The following is an 18,770-nucleotide window of genomic DNA, read 5'->3' on the forward strand; positions in this document are numbered from 1 at the left end:
CATAACTTTTGATTTAGGGGATATTGTATGTCTTACTTAATTTCTTTTCAAAATCATCCTTAGATAATACTATTACATCTTTAAAATAAAATTCTTCTAAATTGGATTTCAAACCAAATTTATCAACCCTTTCTTTAGCCAAATATTTTATCTTATTTTGAATTTTATCATATTCCTTATATTGCCCAAGACCACTTTTATCATTTGTATCCTTATTGGGATTATAGACTAAAATATAACCTAAATTTTCTCTAGTATAAGATAAATTCTCATCAAATATATCCATATAGATCAATAAAGAATCTTTAATTTTTCCATATATTTTACTCATTTTAGGTTTATCTTGATTCTTAAACTCTATAAAATAATCCATGCCATTAAAAACTTTGACTGCATCATTAGAAGAATATTCTCTCATGTAAATATATTTACTACCATGATTTTTTCTTTCATGGATTATCTGATGTTTAGTATTATGTTTTTCGAAATAATATTCCTTTACTTTGTCAAAGTCTATACATCTATCATTAGAATCTATAAAAATTTCTTTATTATTATCATCGTAGGATGTTTTAGAAAAATAACTAAATAGATTAGAAATATCCATATCTTTACAAAATTCATCATCAAAAAAATCATAAACAAGATCTTTTAAATATTTTCTCATAATAAACTCTCTTGTTCAAGAATGTCAAAAGCAGAAGATAAGGTAGAGTAAATTTCACTAACCGAATCGCTTACATCTTTAACTTCTGCTAATCCAGAATTCTCATCATCATAAGCTAAATAATATTTACTCTTATCAGCAACCTCATGTTTTGAAGAATAAACCTCAATAGCTCTAACAAAATAAGGGCTATGGCTATTAATAAGAATGTGCATACCCAAATATTTATTTAATAAAACAATTAACTCCGCAAATATAATTTGCCAATCTGGGTGTAAATGTGTTTCTGGTTCATCTAAAACTATAGTTCCATTTTTTTGTAAAGAACCATTTTCTAATAACATCTTTATAATAATAAAAGTTTTAAGTCCTGTAGATGCATTTTTAATATCAATTTTTTCTCCTTTATTGGAAGACATATAATAATATCCTCTATGGTTATTATAGACATCTATATTACTGGCCTTGGATATATGTTTACTGATTTTGGATAAACTTTCATCAATTAAAATACTTTCTGGGCTTTTTTCTTCTTTTATTAAATCAATTAAATCATCTCTATGGTCAAGAAACTCTATTGGACTAATATCATTAAATGTAGATTGGTCTATTTTATCAATTATATAAGGGTCATCTATATAAACAACTTTGTTAAAAATTAAAATTGGATTGTATATCTTTAATTTTCCATCTTTATCAAAAGTAATATTTAAATTCTTATCTTTGATTTTAAGATTAACCTTGCCAACATTGTCAAAATTGGATAAATTTTTTACTTGATCGTTAAACTCATTTTTAAAAGTTTGACTTACAATATAGTTAAGCATAGTCTCATCATCAGTAAACAAAGTATCCATAATATTATCAATTATATCTATATTTATATCATTATTAGGCACCAAACTATCAGCAAAACCAAGTTTTTCCAATTCTAGATTCATTTGATTCATAAAATTTAAGATATCCATTTCTAATTTATTCTTATTATCTTTATAAATATCCCTATTTTTATATAAATTCATAAGAAATATATCTAATTTTTCTTCATTAATACTTCTAAGAAAATAAACACTTGATTGTTTTGTTAGCTCTCTTAATAATAAATAATTTCTTATTTGATTAATATTATCTTTATAAGCGTAAAAACTAGAAAAAACACTATATAAAGCTTTTCCAATAGTAGACTTACCAGTACCATTTTTTCCAGCTATAACTGTAATGCCATCAATATCGATATTAGTATTTGATAACTTTCCAATATTCTCCAAATATAATTTCATAATAACTCCTTTAGATTATTATATCATAAATTATCATTACAAATTCTAATAATTACAAAAATACAATAGAAGCTATTTCTTTAAAATCAATTTGAGGACTATGATGAATGATAAGGTTGGCTATAATTTTACAGTTAGGTTTAGATATTACGATATAAGAGAAAATAAAACAAAAACCAAAAAGCGAACATTTTTAATTATAAAAGAAGAAAATTCAACCTACCCAATAGACCTTACAGCCCTTCCAGTATCAAGCGTTACAAATAGAAACAGACTAAATTTGTACTATGATATAGAAATTAATAAAAATACCTATCCAAGTTTGAATTTAAATAAAGAAATATCCTATATAAGAACAAATAAAGTCCAAACTATTAACGAAAAAGATTTAATATCAAAAGTATGCGATAATTTTAAAGAAACCTATCCGGATTTGTATAAAGAGATAGAGGATAATGTTAAGAAATATTTTGATGATATATTGTAATATAAGAAAAGACGAACTTTTATTTTAAGTTCGTCTTTTCTTATTTTATCTATTTAGGCTCTCCATCTTCAATACGTAAAGCTCTTTCATATTACTTAGATTTTCTTTTTTTCAACTGTAGTATTCTTTTTCAAAATCCTTTCTTTCTAGAACTACAACTTTATCAAAATGTGTATTTTCAAAGTAATAATCTTTAGGATCAATAAAAACATATTTACTTTTTTCAATGATTAATATCTCTTCTTTGAAATTTTCATTATTTTTAAATTTCTTCCTTAATTTTTTGATAAACTTATTTTTAGATTTCTCCTTTAACTTTTTGATAAACTTATTTTTTGTATTTTTGTCAGTAGTATTTATTTCTTTAATTAAAAATCTACAAGCAATATGTGTTTTACTATCACCTTGAACGATTACTAACCTCTCACTACAATTATCTTTTTTCGTTATAATTTCGTAATCTAAAATATATTCTGCATAATAAAATTTTGGACAGAAAAATAAAATAATATAAGAAGAAATAAATATTATTGTAGATATGTACGTAACTATATCAAAATATTTTATAATATTATTAAAGCCTAACCTACTTATAATAATAATACTTTCCAGTAATAAAATACCTAAAGGAATGTAATATTTTAAATTTTTAGCTGTTATAAAAATAATTACAAAATTAGATAATATAAAAAGTGAATATAAAATTACTTTTATAATTAAATTACCACCTTCTTTTTTTAAAAACAAAATTAAAATAATATTTATAATAATTCCAAATACAACATAGTAAAAATCTTCTTTATTATTTAAAATAATTTTAGTAAAATACTTTTCACTTATTCCATAGAACTTAGCAGTTTTCGCTGATCTTACTTTTTTATAAGCAGAAACAGCACCACCACCAATGAGGAAAATAAAGTTTAAAATTTTTATAAAATTTTCTAATCCATCCATTTTTCTCTCCAATATATAATATTTTAAAAAATATAAACTTTTTACTTAATAATATTATACATCATTACTTATATATTCAAACTATTAATTAAAATATTTAATTCAAAAAAACTACCCTGCCAAGCAAGGTAGTTTGTTGTTTTCATTTGTTATTTTATTCTTTAGCCCTTACAAATTTCACACCACATCCAATCATTATTAGGCCAAGTAGTAGGATTAAATAGATTGCTGCATCGCCGGTTTTTGCCATGGCGTCTACTCTTTTGCTTAATCTGTTGTTTTCTCCTTTTGGACCTGGGGTTGTTGGTTTGTAGTTTTTTACTTTTATTTTTTTTGTGTGTGAATTTTCTGAAATATTGAAATTTATTGATTCCAATTCTGGGATGTAGCCTTGTGGGGCCTTGGTTTCTATTAATCTGTAGTCGCCGTATGGGAGATTTTTTGTTTTGAATTCTCCATCTTTGCTACTTGTTAATGTATAAACCTTGCCATTATCGTCCAGGTCTTTGTAACCATCTTTGGTTTTTTCTTGAACTTTAAAGACTGCTCCCTCAAGTGGGTTGTTGTTGGTTCCGTCGATTTTTTGGAATGAGAAATAATTTTCTGGGTTATCTTTTTTATTTAAAATCTCGATGCTTCCAGTTTTAGCCAGTTCACTTTCTTTTCCAACTTGTGATTCGTATCCTTTTAAAGGTTTAGTTTCTTTGAACTTTACCTTTTCAGTTAAACCATATAATTTTATTTGTCCCTTTTTGTCAGTGAAAATTTCTGAAATTTTTCCATCCTTATTGTATACGAATTCGGCCTTATCACTTTTTTCATCAAATTTATTGAATTTAAGTGTTTCGCCCTTTTCATTTACTACAATAAATCCAACTCCAGGAAGAACTTTTTTCTCTGGGTCATCCCCATCCCTTTTTGTAAGTGTTAGGGTATCAGGAGCTTTTTTTGGATAAATTGTAAGAGGATTTTCAGTGTTTTCGTCAATCGTTGCTAGGAAAGGAATATATGGTCTTGATGGATCATCTGACCTGTATCTTAAAAGATAGACTCCCTTTTCCAAGCCATCAATCATGGCAAAATACATTCCATTTTTTTCTGACTTATTAGAAGTTTTCATCTCTCCCAAATCATTAGAAATTTCCTCATTGGACTTTTCCTCGTAGGATTTTACAAAATCTCTTTGTTTATTTTGATCAGAAAGATCTTTTGCCTTATCCTCTGGGATTTTCCAATAATCAACAAAGTCAACGACAATTTCTTTTCCAGAATCCTCGTCAGTATAATTTGTATTAATTCTTAGGCTATTTCCGCTTTCAGCCAAAGCTAAAAGAGGAGTAACTAGCTGTAATATTACCATAAAAACTATGGAAAATATTAGGTTTTTATTTAATTTTTTCATAGTAACTCCTCTGTTAGTTAATATTATGCTTGTTCTTTGTTAGCTTTCATTTTGTAAGCTGCAAGTCCCATAATTGTAAGACCAGCTACTACAAAGATGATAGAACCAATTCCACCTGTTTGTGGGATTGATACTTTCTTATTCTCGATTTGTTGACCTTTGATAGAATCTTTATCATTGTCATATCCTATATGAGCTGGCGCTTTTTCACCTTGTTTATATCCTGCAACTTTAACATATGATCCTTTTGCTACCTTGAAATCAATGTCGCCATTTAATTTAGCAAATCCTTTTGGAGGTGTTTTCTCTTCAAGTTTGTAGTCACCATATTCAAGGCCTGTGATTTCAAATTTACCTTTACCATCAGATGTTAATTCTATAGCATTGGCATTACCAGCTTCCCATTTATAAGCTGTTGCATTTTCTATAAATGCTTTGTTATATGCTTCTTGAGCTGTTGTAACTTTTGCTTTTTCTTCATCTGTTTGTTTATCTGCATCAAGATTGTTGTATGTTTCTACAGCTTTATCTAGGGCCTTTTTAGCAGTTTTTACTGCATTTGCATCTTTTTTATCTGCTACTAGATATTTACCTTCAGAGTTTTTAACGTAGAAAACTGCTCCAGCTAGTCTTTCTGTTCCTTCTTGGTTTGTTTTTACAAATTTCTTTCCACCAGTTACAACCTTTGGTTCAGTTGGGTTAAGTGGTTTTGGATTTGTTGATTTGTGGTTTGTTACTTCAATTTTACCATTTTCTGCTTTTGTATATTCAGCATCAGATAATGTTTTTGACTCTGTTTCAACTACCTTATATGATTTGTCTTTCTTTAGACCTTTCCATGTATAAGAAGTTTTTCCACCTTTTTCAAGTGTTACTTCAGATTCAAAAGTATAACCAGCAACTGAATCTAAATCGCTTGCTTTTACATCTTCACCTGTATTTGCATCTACAAGTTTGAATTTAGCGTATTCACCTTCTACCCAATCGGAGTCTTTTCCACCCCAAGTTTTTTCAACTGATACTTCACCATTCTCATTTGGCTTTGTTGGTTTTGGTGTGTTTCCTTTTGAAGGAGTATTTCCGTAGTGGAATGTGATGTCGTTGGATTCTGGGATGTCAACGATAGCTTTTGAGTTAACAGTTGCAGAGTATTTTAATTCTACAGTTACAGGTGCGTCTTTACCATTTAGCAATGCAAGGTTTTTACCTTGTAGCCTTAGGCTGAATCCCTTGTCAGTTTGTACTAGTTCTGCATTTTCCCCTTCTTTGCTTGGAGTAATTTCTTTTCCACCAATTGTTACCTTAAGGTCTTTATTGTATGTTAGACCTTCAGTCATAATATCGTCCCAGTGAGCTTCTGCTAGATTAGAGTTTGCTGGGATTTCAGTTTTTACTTCGTATGGAACATTCTTACCAATTTCAGCTTTTGCTGTTGCTTTTTTTGCTTGGTAATTATTATAATCAGCACCAACTTTTAATTTGTCAGCAGCTTCTTGTTCAGCAGCTGTTAATTCATTATTCTTTAGGAAGTTTTTGTCGATTTGTGGTTTATCTTGAGTATTTTTTGGATATACGTGAGCACTTTCTACTACACCATCACTATTTACAAGTGGTAATGTAATTTTTACTGGAACAGCTTTGTTATCTGTTATAGCTTCACCATTTGGACCAACGTATTTTGACATTGAATGAATTTCATCAATTTCAAATTTACCTTTTAATTCTGATGTTTGGAATGTAACACCAGCATTTTCAATTGTAAGTCCACCAACAGCCTCTTTAACATCTGTAGTAGATGTAAGTGGTGTAGCTGGAACTAACTTATCAGCGACTGATGTACCTTTTGCTTTAACATAAGCTTTTCCATCTTTAACATCTTTTTCTATAATTGTTGTGTTATCTTTTGGAATTTTAAAATCTGAAGCAAATTTCAAAGCGAAGTATACATCTTTAATTTCATTTACTTTCTTTTTATTAATACTCTCTAAAATTGTATTAAGTTGATCTAAATTTTGGCTACCATTATAACCGTTATTTTTCTCACCATCTTTGGCTGTTCCTTTTTCAACTGCATTTGAATCCCAAGCTGCTAATGTTTCTTTATCCATTATTAGCTTATGAAGGGTAACTGTTTTTGTTACTTTATCAGTTTCAGCCGCATTAGCATTTACAAAAGGTGCTGCTATTATTCCAAACACCATTGCGAATGCTGTTAAAAATGACAAAATTTTGTGTTTCATAATTTTCTCCTTTTTATTTTTTTGTCAATTTGCCTTGATATGTTTTGGCTTTCGCCTATCAATTATGTATAAACTGTATTTCAAGATTTATACTAGAAACGTTCCGACATTTATAATTTACCCTGTGAGCCCACAGGCTTACTGTGGGCCAAGGTTAATTAACTATTTTTATACTTTTAGTTTATCTCTTCTTTTCCAATAGGTCAATACCGCGACAAACATTACCAACAGTCCTATTACAGTAAATCCAATCCAAACTCCAGGTCCACCCGTTGAAGGATATTGTGCCTTTTCGTTTGTGATTAAAAATCTGTTTGAATCTGAATTTTCTTTGTTTTCTTTTTCAAGTTTCACTTCAATTTTAGGAATGTTATTATCGTTTTCTTTCTTATATTCTATTTTACCATTTTTCACAACAAATTTGAAGACTATTTTTTCAACAAGTGCATATCCTTACGGAGCTTTTGTTTCAAAAATTTGATATTCGCCATCAGGAATATTACTAAATCCAAAATGACCCTTCTCTTCAGAGGTTGATGTCCATTTTGATGTTAAGACAGTATCTTGTTCGCCCTTTTCATTAATATCAACATAGGCATTATCAATCTTCTTTTGAAGTTTGAACTCAGCTCCCTTTAGGGCTGTTTTATCATTAGCGTCTACCTTTTTGAAGTAGATTGATGGTTGTTTGATGTTGCCTATATCGGTTGTGATTAGGTTGATATCACGGGCTAGATATTTGTTTGTATCACCATCTTTGTATGCTTTCATATCTACATTATCATTTGATATTGTTAGATTTTCTTTTGTTGCATATTTATCTAGGCTTGTTGAACTTTCTTTAGTTTCAAATGTGACTTTGCCTGTGTTTTTATCAACTAATCCTACATCATAAGTTGCCTTGGCACCTATTCTAGTGTCGTCTTTGTATGGCATATCTACTATAAATTGATATTCTCTTTCAGCGTCGACATCAGCTCCTTTAGTCGAGATGGGTTATGATACGCTTGTTTTTTTTATGGTTTTTGTCTTATTTTTCTTTCCATTTTTTATTTAATCAGTTATTTTTGTTTTGTTTTTAATTTTTTTATTTAATCTGCTATTTTTTATTTTGTATTCCAGTTTTCATTTCTAATTTTGAATTTAATAAATAGAAGATTAAATCTATTTGAAGATAAAGAGTGCATCTATCAATTACCCATCTCGATCCTAGTCGAGAGATCTATTACGTAGACTTGGATCTTTATTTTTTATTTTCTTTGGATTTCTCCTCTGGCTTTTATTTTTTTCCAAATTTTTCAACGAGATTTCTCAGCGCTTTCGCACTTGGTTTTAGGGATAAATATGCCAAATCAAAGCATATTTATCTGATCGAGATGGGTTTTGGTTTGATTGATTATTTTCTAAATTCTTTGTTTTTATCCTAATAATAGTTTCATTATTTTTCCTTTATAAAATTTTCCAAAATAAAACCCATTCCTTGTCGCTTGGAATGGGTTTTGGGTTCTTTATTAATTTTTAGTATTTTATCTTAATATTGTTTTTATTAATTTTATTATTACGAATACTAGCAAAATAAAGTCTATTATTAAAAATCCTATATACAGATAATTTGTAATTTTTACGTTTTTACTTATTTGTGTTGTTTCGATTTTATTTGTGGCTTCTTCTTCTTTTTCTTCTACTCTTCTTGCATTTATCAAAAGCCTGTGGGTGAAGGCTGGATATGGGGTACAGGTTAGGATTGTTACTATGTCTTCTCCGTCTACTACTGTTAGTTTTTCCCAATCGTATGGGCTTATTACTTCTTTTGAAAAAACCTCATAGGTTAGGGTTTTTTCTCCTCTTTTTATATAAAACCTGTCTCCTTCTACTAAGTCATTTACGTAGAGTAAAAATATATCTGTCCACCAACCTCTGTGTCCTGCCAAAACGCTTCTGGTTGATTTTCCTCCGACTGGAATTGATGTTCCTGAGACTTGGCCAACTCCTTTTAGCATGTGGTCATAGCTTGCATCCAAAAATATAGGCAAATTAACATTTATTTTTGGTATGACCAAGTAGGCAAATATTTCATCTTGATTATCAAGTATATTTACCGATCCCAAATTTTTGCTTGTAAAGGGATCTACCATGGATATGTCGGATTTTTTTACTATTTCGTTGTATTCTTTGGCTTTTTCTTCGACTTGGTCAAATTTTTCGTCCTTTTTTTGGGCTTCTATTACTCTTTGAATATTTTGTTTGTTTTCTATATTTGAGTAAATCCTTCTTGAAAATGGAAAGGCTAGGGTTATTAGGCCAAAAATTATCAAAATGAAGCCTAAAATTTTAAATTTCTTTTTCTTTGATTTGCTTTTCAATTTTTATTACCTCCATTTTCATTATTTTGGAATTTCTCTTTTCTCTTAGATATACCATTATGGTAAATAATAGTATTGGCAAAAGTACTAAAAACAATTGGAAAAAGTTTGGTTTTAGCCTTGGCGTGTTGGCTGATCCGTCGTCTATGGCTTGGGTGTAAGGAATCCTGTATCCTCTTACCAATAGTCTGTGGGAATTTATCATATAGGGCGTACAGGTCAAAAGGGTTGCGTAGTCTTTTTTTTCTACAACCAAAATCGGTTCAAAATTTGATGGTTCTACTACTTGAATTTTATCGACCTTGTATGCCAAAGTTTCTTTTATATTGTGGATATAAAATATATCGCCTTCTGTCATTTGGTTTAGATTTCTAAATAAAAGTGCATTTGGAAGACCCCTGTGGGCGGTTATAACTGTGTGGGTTGATTCGCCCCCAATTGGAAGGGAAGTTCCTTCCAAGTGGCCTGCCCCTTTTTCCAAAACTTCATCGCTTGTTCCAGCGTAAATTGGAAGGTCGACTGCAATTTTTGGGATTTCTATATGGCCCAACATTTCGTGAACTTCTAGCATTTTTGCATATTCTGCCCTAGCATCTTTTACTTTTTTATCATATGGGTCTACAAGTTTTGATGGGTCAAGAGTTTGGTTGTAAATTCTTGCAAGCTCCATCCTTCTTTCTAATTCTTTTTTATCAATTTTTTCTTTTTCTTTATTAAAAATTACAATTTCATCATTAGCCTTAATTTCATAAAATTTTTGGCTTATGAAAGGATAGGAAAAAATCAAAAATCCAAGCAAAAATATTAGGATAAAGGGAAGATTTTTCTTTAAATCAGTCTTTCTTCTCATTATTTTCACCTAGCTTATCTAGTTTTTCTTTTATTTGATCAATTTTACTGGATGTTTTTTTGTTTTCTTTCCTCAATTTTCTAATTCTCCACAAGAGGATAATAATTATAATCAAGGCTAAGAAGAATAAAATTCTAAATATCCAATTTGTTTTGTTTTCTTTAATCAATTCTTCATCTACACTTTCTACATATTCTACCCTGTGACCTCTGACTAAAAGTCTGTGAGAATTTATCATAAAAGGAGTACAGGTCAAAAGGGTCGCATAATCGTGGCCCGGTGCAATCATAAGATCTTCGAAATTACTTGGCTCTATAACTTTAATTTGATCAACTTGGTAGGCCAAAGTTTTTTCTATATTGTGAATATAAAATTTATCGCCAACTTCAAGCTCGTTTAAGTTTGTAAAAAGAGTTTTTTCTGGAAGGCCTCTGTGAGCTGTTAAAACTGTGTGGGTATTATTTCCACCAATTGGTAGAGATGTTCCTTCCAAATGGCCCACGCCTTTTTGCAAAACATCCTCACTCGTTCCAGCATAAATTGGAAGATCTTGGTTTATTTTTGGAATCTCGACATGGCCAATCATCTCCTCAACTTCAAGCATCCTTGCATATTCTTTCCTACCTTCCTTGTATCTTTTTTCAGTAAAAGGATCAGTTGTAGGTCCGCCTGACAAAGAATCGTTGTAGGCTTTGGCAAGACCAATTCTTCTTTGGATTTCTTCCTTATCAAGTTTTGATTTCCCTTGGTTAAAAACCTCAACTTGGTTATTTGAATCAATTCTATAGTAAAATCTTGATATTATTGGATACAAAAGGACAAGAATTCCCACCAAAAATATAAATTTCCACAAAATATTGGATTTTTTCGATTTTTTATTTTTATTTTTCATTTTATCACCATAATTTAAATTTCTTACTCGAATTAATCTTACACCAAAAATACTTATAAATAAAGGATTTTTTGTAAAAGCGAAAAAAATCATAAAAATTTATGGACATTTCTCAAATTTTTCTTATCTATATATGAAAGGAGCGATAATATGAAACTAAGAATTAAATTTGAAGTAAACGACGGACAAGAGCTAAAAAAATTATCTAGAACTTTTTCAAATCTTGACAAGACTCTTACAAACGAAGAGCTAAAAAACTTCGCAAATGCATACATTGCCCTAAGCGAAGTTGAATCATCTAGATTTGAAAAAATAATAGAAGAAGAAATCAAATAATAGAAAGGAGAAAATATGCAAATTAAAACCCTAAAATTATCATTTAAAGATGCAAAAGGAAAAACAAAGATGGTAAGTATCGACCATCCAAAGGCAGATTTAAACGACCAAGTAGTAAAAGCACAAATGGAGGCAATGGTAAATTCAAAAGTCCTCCAAACAAAAGAAGGAAAAATAAGCGCAATAAATAAGGCTTATATGGAAAGCGTATCAAGAGAAGATTTTAACATAGGCTAGAAGAAAAACCGGGGACTTCCCGGTTTTTTTATATTGATATTTTTAGATAATTCAAGGAATTTATTTTAATATTATATTTACAAAATTAATGAGATCTCTCGACTAGGCCCGATATGGGTTTGGGTTAGATTTTTTTTATTGCTAAAGTCTTTGTATCTGTATTTTATTTATTTTTTATTTTTAATTCAAGAATAAATTTTAATATTTTATTTACAAAATTAATGAGATCTCTCGACTAGGCTCGAGATGGGTGATTATTATATTAATTTATTGCTAAAGTTTTTATTTTTGAATTAGCTATTTTTTATTTTAAAATTTAAATTAATAAATACAATATTACGTTAATTCTAAGTTTCTAATTGCATAAATCAGTTACCCATCTCGAGCTTGTCGAGAAATCTCCTGTTTTTTTTTGTATTTAAATTTATTTTTTTCTTTAGTAATTTTATATATAAATTTTCACCTCATATTCCATCTATTTTAATTTTAACCTTGGCAAAACTCTTTTAGCCTTATTTTTTCCTTTTTATTGGCTTTTATCTTATTAAACTTTTTTTGAAATTTTTACTAGAATTATGGTGTCGACAAATTTAAGCGATCGCAGTTAGGAAAATTTTATGAAAATATGTATAGAAAATTTGAATGCGATTATTGAAAAATACCAGCCTCTTTTGCTTTCTATGGCTAATAGGTTTCCGATTTTTGACAAGAATGAGGCTTATATCATGGCGAGGGATATGGTTTTTGATATTGTTTTGGATTTTGATCCTGATAAGGGATCTTTCGGTGGATATTTGAAGTATAGACTTTATTTTTATTTTTTGAATGAGTGTAAAAAGGAAAGGGTAAGCTCTTTAAATGATAGGGATATGAAGGGGAATGAAATTATTGAAAAAATTGAGGATGATTTTTCCCTTGAGGATGAATTTATTAAAAATATTGAAATAGAGGAGCTTTTTAAGGCTATTAAAACTTTGAAAAAACAGGAAAGAGAGATTTTGTATTTGAAATATGATAAAAATTTGCCTCACAAGGAAATTGCTAAGCTTTTGAATCTTTCTACAAAGTCTATTACTAATTATCATTATAATATTGTTAGAAAATTGAGAAAATATTTTGTTGATCATGATTTGATTTAGTCTGTTATTGACTTAATTTGTATTTTATTGTACACTTAATGTCTAGAGAAGTCTTTCTTCTTTTAGGAAAGGAGGATTTATGGACAGGATTGTAGCTATTCTTCCTACTGAAATCAAGGGTTTTGGTGTGGGATGTGAAATTTATACAAATTCGAAAGTTTTTGTTGATAGGAGATCTTGTGAGATTTTTTTGAAACATTTGGCAAGCAAAAGGTCAATTTCCATTAAGCTCATGCACAAAAATATGAGAGAAATTCTCAAGGTTTCTAGGAATTTGCCCTATTGTATTGATGCTTTTAATGTATTTTTTCCTTTTAAAATCAACCAAACTGATAATGATGATTTAAGGCGTGGTTTTGTCAATTGTTATTATGTGAAAAACATTGAAAATTCTACAATTATCCTTAAAAACGGGATGACTCTTTCAAGTCTTAATAGGGACAGGGCTTTGAAAAATAATTTTAACAATGCTAGCAAGATTATGTATATGAAATTTGCCAGAGATTTGTCTAAAATGAGAAAGTCTGTGGATTTTGTTGATGAAATTGCACTTTGATTTTATCTTTTTGAAATTTGTTGAAATTAAAAATAAAAATGCTCTTGTAGAGATGTATTTTTTCTACAAGAGCATTTTTTTATTCTCCCATTGCTTCTTTGTCTACAAATAGGTAGCAATTTGGGTGAAGTGATAGGAAGGAGGCTGGGAAATCTGGTGAGATTTCTTTTCCTTCTATTATTTTTTTTACTACTTCTTTTTTATTTTTTCCGCTTGCAATTACTATTAGAGTTTTTGCATTGAAGGCATCTGCCATTCCCATTGATATGGCGTATTTTGGAACATCTTCTTTTGATTTGAAAAATCTTGAGTTTGCTTCGATTGTTGCATCTGCAAGTTTTATTATTGAGGTTCTTTTGTTTAAAAATTCTCCTGGTTCGTTGAAGGCTATGTGGCCGTTTGGTCCAAGGCCTAGAACTTGTAGATCTCTTGTTCCAAAATCATCTAATAATTTATTGTATTCTTCTGCGTATTTTTCATCATTTGTATCTGCTTTTGGAAGGTGGATGTTTTCTTTTTTGATATTTACGTGGTCAAATAAATTTTCATTCATAAATGTTTGGTAGGATTGGTCATCTTTTGGATCAATTCCTACGTACTCATCTAAATTTATTGTTTTTGCCCAATGAAAGGAAATTTCTCCTTCTTTTTGTGCCTTTATTAGGTTTTTATATAGGCCTATTGGTGATGAACCTGTTGCAAGGCCCAATTTTGATTGAGGTTTTTCTTGTAGAATGCTTATAAAAAGCTCAGCTGCCTTTTTTGATAATTCTTCATATGAATCTGAAACTATTACTTTCATTTTTTCTCCTTTATCTTTTCTTATTAATAATAGTATTTTACTAGACTTTTATTTTTTTAAAAGATTTGAGTTAATTTTTAAATGAATGAACTGGAGCTGGAATTCTTCCTCCCCTATTTACTAGTTTTTCTGCACTTGAATTATTTATTTCCATTATTGGTGCATAGCCCAAAAGTCCTCCAAATTCTGCAAACTCTCCTTTTTTCTTGCCATAAACTGGAATAACCCTAACTGCTGTAGTTTTTTGATTTATAACTCCAATAGAAGCTTCATCTAAAATCATAGCAGAAATTGTTGAAGCTGGTGTATCGCCAGGAATTGCAATCATATCAAGGCCAACTGAGCAAACTGAGGTCATGGCTTCAAGTTTATCGAAAGTCAAATGTCCAGCTTGGGCAGCCTTTATCATGCCTTCGTCTTCACTTACTGGGATAAATGCTCCAGAAAGTCCTCCGACTGATGATGATGCCATAAGGCCTCCTTTTTTTACTGCATCATTTAACATGGCAAGGGCAGCTGTTGTTCCGTGTCCTCCAACATTTTCAATTCCAATTTCTTCCAAAATTCTTCCAACACTATCACCAATTGCAGGTGTTGGGGCAAGGGAAAGATCCAAAATTCCAAATTCTTTTCCAAGTCTTTTTGCAACATCACGTCCGATCAAATCGCCCATTCTTGTTATTTTGAAGGCTGTTTTTTTGATTGTTTCATAAACTTCGTTGATTGGTTTTCCCCTATCTTTTTCAATAGCAGCTTTTACAACTCCAGGTCCTGAAACTCCAACGTTTATAACTGTATCGCCTTCACCTACTCCAAGAAAAGATCCTGCCATAAAAGGATTGTCTTCAACTGCATTTGCAAAGGCAACAAATTTTGCACAACCAAGAGAATCTTGGTCCTTGGTTAATTTTGCCAATTCTTTGATTTTTTCACCCAAAAGTTTTACAGCATCAAGGTTTATACCTGACCTTGTTGAACCAACATTTACAGATGAGCACACATAATCAGTAGTAGCAAGAGCATTAGGAATAGAATTTATTAAAATTTTATCGGATTTTGTCATAGATTTATGAACTAGGGCAGAAAATCCTCCTATAAAATCTACGCCAACTTCCTTAGCAACCTTGTCCAAAACTTCTGCATAAGGTGTATAATCATCAATTTTTGAACTTGCTGCAACAAGAGAAATTGGTGTTACGGAAATCCTATTATTAATTATAGGAACACCATAAATTTCTTGGACAAGTTTAGTAGTTTTGATGAAATTTTCAGTTTCTTTCATCATCTTGTCATAAATTTTTTGGCAAGATTTTTTATAATCACTATCAGCGCAATCAAGAAGAGAAATTCCCATAGTTATGGTTCTAATATCAAGGTGTTCTTGGTCGAGCATTTTTATAGTTTCAATAATTTGTTTTGTATCCATATTAAATCCTTGCCATCTTATCAAAAAGATCTTCATTTTGAAGTCTTAGTTCAAGGCCGATTTCTTCACCCAACTTTGTAAGTTCATCTTTTATAGTTTCAAAAGATTCGTTAGCATTTGTCAAGTCAACATTCATAATACCAACAAAATTTTTCTCCATTATAGTTTGGTTAAAATCTAAAATATTCATGTTAAATTTATAAAGTAATTCGCTCACCTTATAAACTATGCCCGGTTTGTCATTTCCAATTATTGTTAAAATAGCTTTCATACTAATCTCCTTTTGTTATCTTATAAGTATTTTAGCACATTAGAGCAAATATTTAAATATTTTCTAATTTTGGACAAAAAAAATCCCGCCATAAGCAGGATTTTTTTTGAAAGATTCTAATTTTTTATTTTTTTATTTTTTATTTCGTGTATATGTTTACTTATTAATAGTTAAAGTTTGCAACTTCAAAGAAGTCTTGTGGATGTTTACAAGCTGGACAAATCTTTGGAGCTTTTTTACCTTCGTAAAGGTATCCACAGTTTAGGCATTTCCAAGTAATTTTTTCTTCTTTTTCAAATACTTTGCCATTTTCGATATTGTCATGTAATTTTTGATATCTATCTCTGTGACCAGCTTCTACATGAGCAATGTGTTCCCAACTTCTTGCTATTTCTTCAAATCCTTCTTCTCTTGCAACTTTTGCAAATGATGGATACATATCTTCAGCTTCTTCATTTTCTCCACCGATTGCACCTTCAAGGTTTGTTAATGTATCATGGTATACAACTGGGAAAGCTGTATAATCTGGATTTAATTCAATTGCATCTAATTTGAATTCTTCTTTTAAATATTTGTAGAATACTTTAGCGTGTTCTTGTTCGTTTCTTGCTGTTTCTTCAAAAATTTCTTGAATTTGAACGTATCCTTCTTTTTTAGCAATTTTTGCTGCAATGTTGTATCTCATTGTTGCTTGAGATTCACCTGCAAAAGATGTAATTAAATTGCTAGCTGTTTTTGTTCCTTTTAATTCTGGCATATGTAAGTCCTTTCTATTAATAACTTTATGTAACCGTTTCGTCTTTACAATTATTAGTATATCCTATTTATTTTATTTGTCAAGAATGATTCTAAAGTTTTAATCATTCTAAAAATTGATTTTTATTATCATTATCAATTTGAGAAGTTTTTCTTATTTTTAAGGCATATGTTTTATTATTTTTGGATTTAATTTTTTAAGTTTTATTCAAGGAAAATATTTTATGTTTATTTTGTTTTTTGCTGGAGATCTCTCGACACTAAAACCCGTTTGCTTCGCAAACTTTTCCGTGCTCTCGCACTAATTTTAGGGATAAATATGCCAAATCAAGGCATATTTATCGGCTCGAGATGGGTGTGGGTTGGATTTTTTTAATTGCTAAAGTTTTGAGTTCTTTGCTAGAGTTTTTTTATCGGTTTCTTATTAAGGAAATTTTATTATTTTTATAATTTATATTTCCAATATAAATAAGCGAAGTTAAACCCATCTCGAGCGGATAAACAACCGTTGATTTCGGTTGTTTATCCCGATTTATCGTATGTAATGAGTCGAGAGATCTCTTCATTAATTATGTATTTTCATTTTCCTTTTTATTAGAATTTTACCGTGTATTTGCATGTCTTCTAACAAAAATTTTTTTGCACACTTTTTTATGCCTGTGTTTACTCTTGATTTAAAATTTTTCCTTTTTTATTATTTATCTAAATTTTTAAATTAAATTTCCATATTATTTCTTTTTGGGTATAATTTATCAAAAGGAGGATTTGTAATGAAAATAAACTTTAATAATGTTGACTTATCAAATCTTAACTCTTATAAGGAAAAAAGTCTTGATGCTTTTTCTACTTTGATGAACAAAGATGGAGAAGGAAATGACTTTTTGGGTTGGATTGATAGGCCTAATAACCTAGACGTTGAGGAATATGAAAGAATTAAAGAAGCTAGCAAAAAAATCCAAAACAATTCTGATTGTTTGGTAACTATTGGAATTGGAGGATCTTATCTTGGCACAAAAGCTGTAGATTATGCTATGAAAGGATATTTTCCAAAAAATGATAAGACTGAATTAATTTATGCTGGTCATCAAATTTCTGGGGAATATTTGCACGATCTTTTGGATTATCTAAAGGAAAAGGAATTTTCTATTAATGTAATTTCAAAATCTGGTACTACTACTGAACCTGCTATTGCCTTTAGATTTGTAAAAGAATTATTAGAAGAAAAATATGGAAAAGAAGAAGCTAGGGAAAGGATATTTGTTACAACTGATAGACAAAAGGGAGCTTTAAAAGATTTGGCTACAAAGGAAGGCTATGAAACTTTTGTTGTTCCTGATGATATTGGTGGAAGATTTTCTGTAATTTCTGCTGTTGGTCTTTTACCATTGTGTGTAGCTGGAGTTGATATAGATGAATTTGTCCAAGGATTTAAAAAGGGTATTGAAAATTATACTAAAGATTCTTTTGATGAAAATGTGGCAATTCAATATGCAGCTATTAGAAATATGTTAAATGATAATGGAAAAGATATTGAGGTTTTGGTAAATTATGAGCCAAAATTAAAATATGTTTCTGAATGGTGGAAGCAATTATTTGCTGAAAGTGAAGGTAAGGATGGAAAGGGAATTTTCCCTGTTTCTGTAAATAATACAACTGATCTTCACTCTGTGGGCCAAATGATCCAAGATGGTAAGAGAAATTTATTTGAAACTGTTTTGAAGGTTGAAAATGCTGATAAGGACCTTACTATTATAGAAGATGAGGAAAATCTTGATGGTTTGAATTATCTTGCTGGCAAAAAAATGTCTTTTGTTAATGAAAAGGCAATGGAGGGAACAATTATTGCCCATGTTAAGGGAAATGTTCCAAATATTTTGTTAAGTCTTGATGATGTTTCTGCCCAAAGTTTGGGAGAATTATTCTATTTCTTTGAAATTGTTGTTGGTGTAAGTGGATACATGCAAGGTGTTAATCCTTTCAACCAACCTGGAGTTGAAGAATATAAATCTCAAATGTTTAAATTATTGGGTAAGCCTGGATATTAAAATTAAATTTTAAGAATATATATGTGTTTTACAAAAAAAGCTGTAGGGATACTACAGCTTTTTGTTT

At 29.8% G+C, this 18,770-nt stretch carries 20 protein-coding genes; 6 read left to right on the forward strand and 14 right to left on the reverse strand.

Going from position 1 to position 18,770, the window contains the following annotated elements; all coding sequences use genetic code 11:
* Positions 1-13: 13 nt before the first annotated feature.
* Both BN2087_RS02355 and BN2087_RS02360 read right to left on the reverse strand, forming a co-directional pair.
* On the reverse strand, positions 14-667 hold the full coding sequence (locus BN2087_RS02355; protein ID WP_049690292.1) for a hypothetical protein: 654 nt from the start codon (positions 665-667) through the stop codon (positions 14-16).
* The gene (locus BN2087_RS02360) at positions 664-1,947 is read right to left on the reverse strand and encodes an AAA family ATPase (protein WP_049690293.1); all 1,284 of its coding nucleotides are present in this window, start codon (positions 1,945-1,947) and stop codon (positions 664-666) included. The genes BN2087_RS02355 and BN2087_RS02360 overlap by 4 nt, the downstream gene beginning before the upstream one ends.
* A 100-nt stretch (positions 1,948-2,047) precedes the next feature.
* Between BN2087_RS02360 and BN2087_RS02365 the strand changes: the two genes are divergently transcribed.
* Positions 2,048-2,434, forward strand: coding sequence for a type II toxin-antitoxin system PemK/MazF family toxin (locus tag BN2087_RS02365; RefSeq protein WP_082144167.1), 387 nt, complete (start codon positions 2,048-2,050; stop codon positions 2,432-2,434).
* Between the two features lie 111 nt (positions 2,435-2,545).
* Here the strand turns inward: BN2087_RS02365 and BN2087_RS02370 are convergent, their stop codons facing one another.
* From BN2087_RS02370 to BN2087_RS02405, 8 genes are all read right to left on the reverse strand, one after another.
* A complete protein-coding gene (locus BN2087_RS02370; protein WP_049690295.1) occupies positions 2,546-3,388 on the reverse strand; it encodes a hypothetical protein in 843 nt (280 codons plus the stop codon).
* A gap of 154 nt (positions 3,389-3,542) precedes the next feature.
* The gene (locus tag BN2087_RS02375; protein ID WP_049690296.1) at positions 3,543-4,790 is read right to left on the reverse strand and encodes an MSCRAMM family protein; all 1,248 of its coding nucleotides are present in this window, start codon (positions 4,788-4,790) and stop codon (positions 3,543-3,545) included.
* Between the two features lie 23 nt (positions 4,791-4,813).
* On the reverse strand, positions 4,814-7,030 hold the full coding sequence (locus BN2087_RS02380; protein ID WP_049690297.1) for a pilin N-terminal domain-containing protein: 2,217 nt from the start codon (positions 7,028-7,030) through the stop codon (positions 4,814-4,816).
* Between the two features lie 168 nt (positions 7,031-7,198).
* Entirely contained in the window at positions 7,199-7,444 is a 246-nt protein-coding gene (locus BN2087_RS09355) for an LPXTG cell wall anchor domain-containing protein (protein ID WP_049690298.1), read from the reverse strand.
* A gap of 39 nt (positions 7,445-7,483) precedes the next feature.
* Positions 7,484-7,966 (reverse strand): prealbumin-like fold domain-containing protein, encoded by a 483-nt coding sequence (locus BN2087_RS09360; protein WP_049690299.1) that lies wholly within the window; start codon positions 7,964-7,966, stop codon positions 7,484-7,486.
* Between the two features lie 590 nt (positions 7,967-8,556).
* Positions 8,557-9,393 (reverse strand): class C sortase, encoded by an 837-nt coding sequence (locus BN2087_RS02395; RefSeq protein ID WP_049690300.1) that lies wholly within the window; start codon positions 9,391-9,393, stop codon positions 8,557-8,559.
* A complete protein-coding gene (locus tag BN2087_RS02400) occupies positions 9,362-10,243 on the reverse strand; it encodes a class C sortase (RefSeq protein WP_049690301.1) in 882 nt (293 codons plus the stop codon). Before BN2087_RS02400 ends, BN2087_RS02395 begins: the two co-directional genes overlap by 32 nt.
* On the reverse strand, positions 10,227-11,135 hold the full coding sequence (locus BN2087_RS02405; RefSeq protein ID WP_049690302.1) for a class C sortase: 909 nt from the start codon (positions 11,133-11,135) through the stop codon (positions 10,227-10,229). The genes BN2087_RS02400 and BN2087_RS02405 overlap by 17 nt, the downstream gene beginning before the upstream one ends.
* A gap of 150 nt (positions 11,136-11,285) precedes the next feature.
* On the opposite strand from BN2087_RS02405, the gene BN2087_RS02410 reads away from it, so the two are divergent.
* The 4 genes from BN2087_RS02410 (at position 11,286) to BN2087_RS02425 (ending at position 13,403) form a co-directional block, all read left to right on the forward strand.
* The gene (locus BN2087_RS02410; RefSeq protein ID WP_049690303.1) at positions 11,286-11,471 is read left to right on the forward strand and encodes a DUF1659 domain-containing protein; all 186 of its coding nucleotides are present in this window, start codon (positions 11,286-11,288) and stop codon (positions 11,469-11,471) included.
* A 15-nt stretch (positions 11,472-11,486) separates the two neighbouring features.
* A complete protein-coding gene (locus tag BN2087_RS02415) occupies positions 11,487-11,708 on the forward strand; it encodes a DUF2922 domain-containing protein (RefSeq protein ID WP_049690304.1) in 222 nt (73 codons plus the stop codon).
* A gap of 617 nt (positions 11,709-12,325) precedes the next feature.
* On the forward strand, positions 12,326-12,847 hold the full coding sequence (locus tag BN2087_RS02420; protein WP_049690305.1) for a sigma-70 family RNA polymerase sigma factor: 522 nt from the start codon (positions 12,326-12,328) through the stop codon (positions 12,845-12,847).
* 79 nt (positions 12,848-12,926) lie between these two features.
* A complete protein-coding gene (locus BN2087_RS02425) occupies positions 12,927-13,403 on the forward strand; it encodes a hypothetical protein (RefSeq protein WP_049690306.1) in 477 nt (158 codons plus the stop codon).
* Between the two features lie 79 nt (positions 13,404-13,482).
* Here BN2087_RS02425 and nagB read toward each other — a convergent pair whose 3' ends face one another.
* The 4 genes from nagB to rbr all read right to left on the reverse strand — a co-directional run bounded on the left by nagB (position 13,483) and on the right by rbr (position 16,659).
* Complete coding sequence (gene nagB / locus BN2087_RS02430; RefSeq protein ID WP_049690307.1) at positions 13,483-14,205, reverse strand: glucosamine-6-phosphate deaminase; 723 nt, start codon at positions 14,203-14,205, stop codon at positions 13,483-13,485.
* 70 nt (positions 14,206-14,275) lie between these two features.
* The gene (locus BN2087_RS02435) at positions 14,276-15,631 is read right to left on the reverse strand and encodes a PFL family protein (RefSeq protein ID WP_049690308.1); all 1,356 of its coding nucleotides are present in this window, start codon (positions 15,629-15,631) and stop codon (positions 14,276-14,278) included.
* Between the two features lies 1 nt (position 15,632).
* Entirely contained in the window at positions 15,633-15,902 is a 270-nt protein-coding gene (locus tag BN2087_RS02440; RefSeq protein ID WP_049690309.1) for an ACT domain-containing protein, read from the reverse strand.
* A gap of 163 nt (positions 15,903-16,065) precedes the next feature.
* Positions 16,066-16,659, reverse strand: a complete 594-nt coding sequence (rbr, locus tag BN2087_RS02445) for a rubrerythrin (RefSeq protein ID WP_049690310.1) — start codon at positions 16,657-16,659, stop codon at positions 16,066-16,068.
* Positions 16,660-17,428: 769 nt separating this feature from the next.
* Between rbr and BN2087_RS02450 the strand changes: the two genes are divergently transcribed.
* Positions 17,429-18,703 carry a glucose-6-phosphate isomerase gene (locus tag BN2087_RS02450; protein WP_049690311.1) on the forward strand — a complete coding sequence of 425 codons (1,275 nt, stop codon included), beginning with the start codon at positions 17,429-17,431 and terminating at the stop codon, positions 18,701-18,703.
* The last annotated feature ends 67 nt before the right edge of the window (positions 18,704-18,770 follow it).

Origin of the sequence: Anaerococcus jeddahensis (assembly GCF_001182725.1) — a bacterium.
Taxonomy (GTDB): domain Bacteria; phylum Bacillota; class Clostridia; order Tissierellales; family Peptoniphilaceae; genus Anaerococcus; species Anaerococcus jeddahensis.

What these genes read in the sequence shown, in the direction of transcription:
- BN2087_RS02425 (WP_049690306.1), top strand. Translation starts at nt 12,927, where the DNA reads ATGGACAGGATTGTAGCTATTCTTCCTACTGAAATCAAGGGTTTTGGT.
- BN2087_RS02360 (WP_049690293.1), bottom strand. Translation starts at nt 1,947, where the DNA reads ATGAAATTATATTTGGAGAATATTGGAAAGTTATCAAATACTAATATC.
- BN2087_RS02435 (WP_049690308.1), bottom strand. Translation starts at nt 15,631, where the DNA reads ATGGATACAAAACAAATTATTGAAACTATAAAAATGCTCGACCAAGAA.
- BN2087_RS02375 (WP_049690296.1), bottom strand. Translation starts at nt 4,790, where the DNA reads ATGAAAAAATTAAATAAAAACCTAATATTTTCCATAGTTTTTATGGTA.
- BN2087_RS02405 (WP_049690302.1), bottom strand. Translation starts at nt 11,135, where the DNA reads ATGAAAAATAAAAATAAAAAATCGAAAAAATCCAATATTTTGTGGAAA.
- nagB (WP_049690307.1), bottom strand. Translation starts at nt 14,205, where the DNA reads ATGAAAGTAATAGTTTCAGATTCATATGAAGAATTATCAAAAAAGGCA.
- BN2087_RS02370 (WP_049690295.1), bottom strand. Translation starts at nt 3,388, where the DNA reads ATGGATGGATTAGAAAATTTTATAAAAATTTTAAACTTTATTTTCCTC.
- BN2087_RS02380 (WP_049690297.1), bottom strand. Translation starts at nt 7,030, where the DNA reads ATGAAACACAAAATTTTGTCATTTTTAACAGCATTCGCAATGGTGTTT.
- BN2087_RS02440 (WP_049690309.1), bottom strand. Translation starts at nt 15,902, where the DNA reads ATGAAAGCTATTTTAACAATAATTGGAAATGACAAACCGGGCATAGTT.
- BN2087_RS02420 (WP_049690305.1), top strand. Translation starts at nt 12,326, where the DNA reads ATGAAAATATGTATAGAAAATTTGAATGCGATTATTGAAAAATACCAG.
- BN2087_RS02355 (WP_049690292.1), bottom strand. Translation starts at nt 667, where the DNA reads ATGAGAAAATATTTAAAAGATCTTGTTTATGATTTTTTTGATGATGAA.
- BN2087_RS02450 (WP_049690311.1), top strand. Translation starts at nt 17,429, where the DNA reads ATGAAAATAAACTTTAATAATGTTGACTTATCAAATCTTAACTCTTAT.
- BN2087_RS02365 (WP_082144167.1), top strand. Translation starts at nt 2,048, where the DNA reads ATGATGAATGATAAGGTTGGCTATAATTTTACAGTTAGGTTTAGATAT.
- BN2087_RS02415 (WP_049690304.1), top strand. Translation starts at nt 11,487, where the DNA reads ATGCAAATTAAAACCCTAAAATTATCATTTAAAGATGCAAAAGGAAAA.
- BN2087_RS09360 (WP_049690299.1), bottom strand. Translation starts at nt 7,966, where the DNA reads ATGCCATACAAAGACGACACTAGAATAGGTGCCAAGGCAACTTATGAT.
- BN2087_RS02410 (WP_049690303.1), top strand. Translation starts at nt 11,286, where the DNA reads ATGAAACTAAGAATTAAATTTGAAGTAAACGACGGACAAGAGCTAAAA.
- BN2087_RS02400 (WP_049690301.1), bottom strand. Translation starts at nt 10,243, where the DNA reads ATGAGAAGAAAGACTGATTTAAAGAAAAATCTTCCCTTTATCCTAATA.
- rbr (WP_049690310.1), bottom strand. Translation starts at nt 16,659, where the DNA reads ATGCCAGAATTAAAAGGAACAAAAACAGCTAGCAATTTAATTACATCT.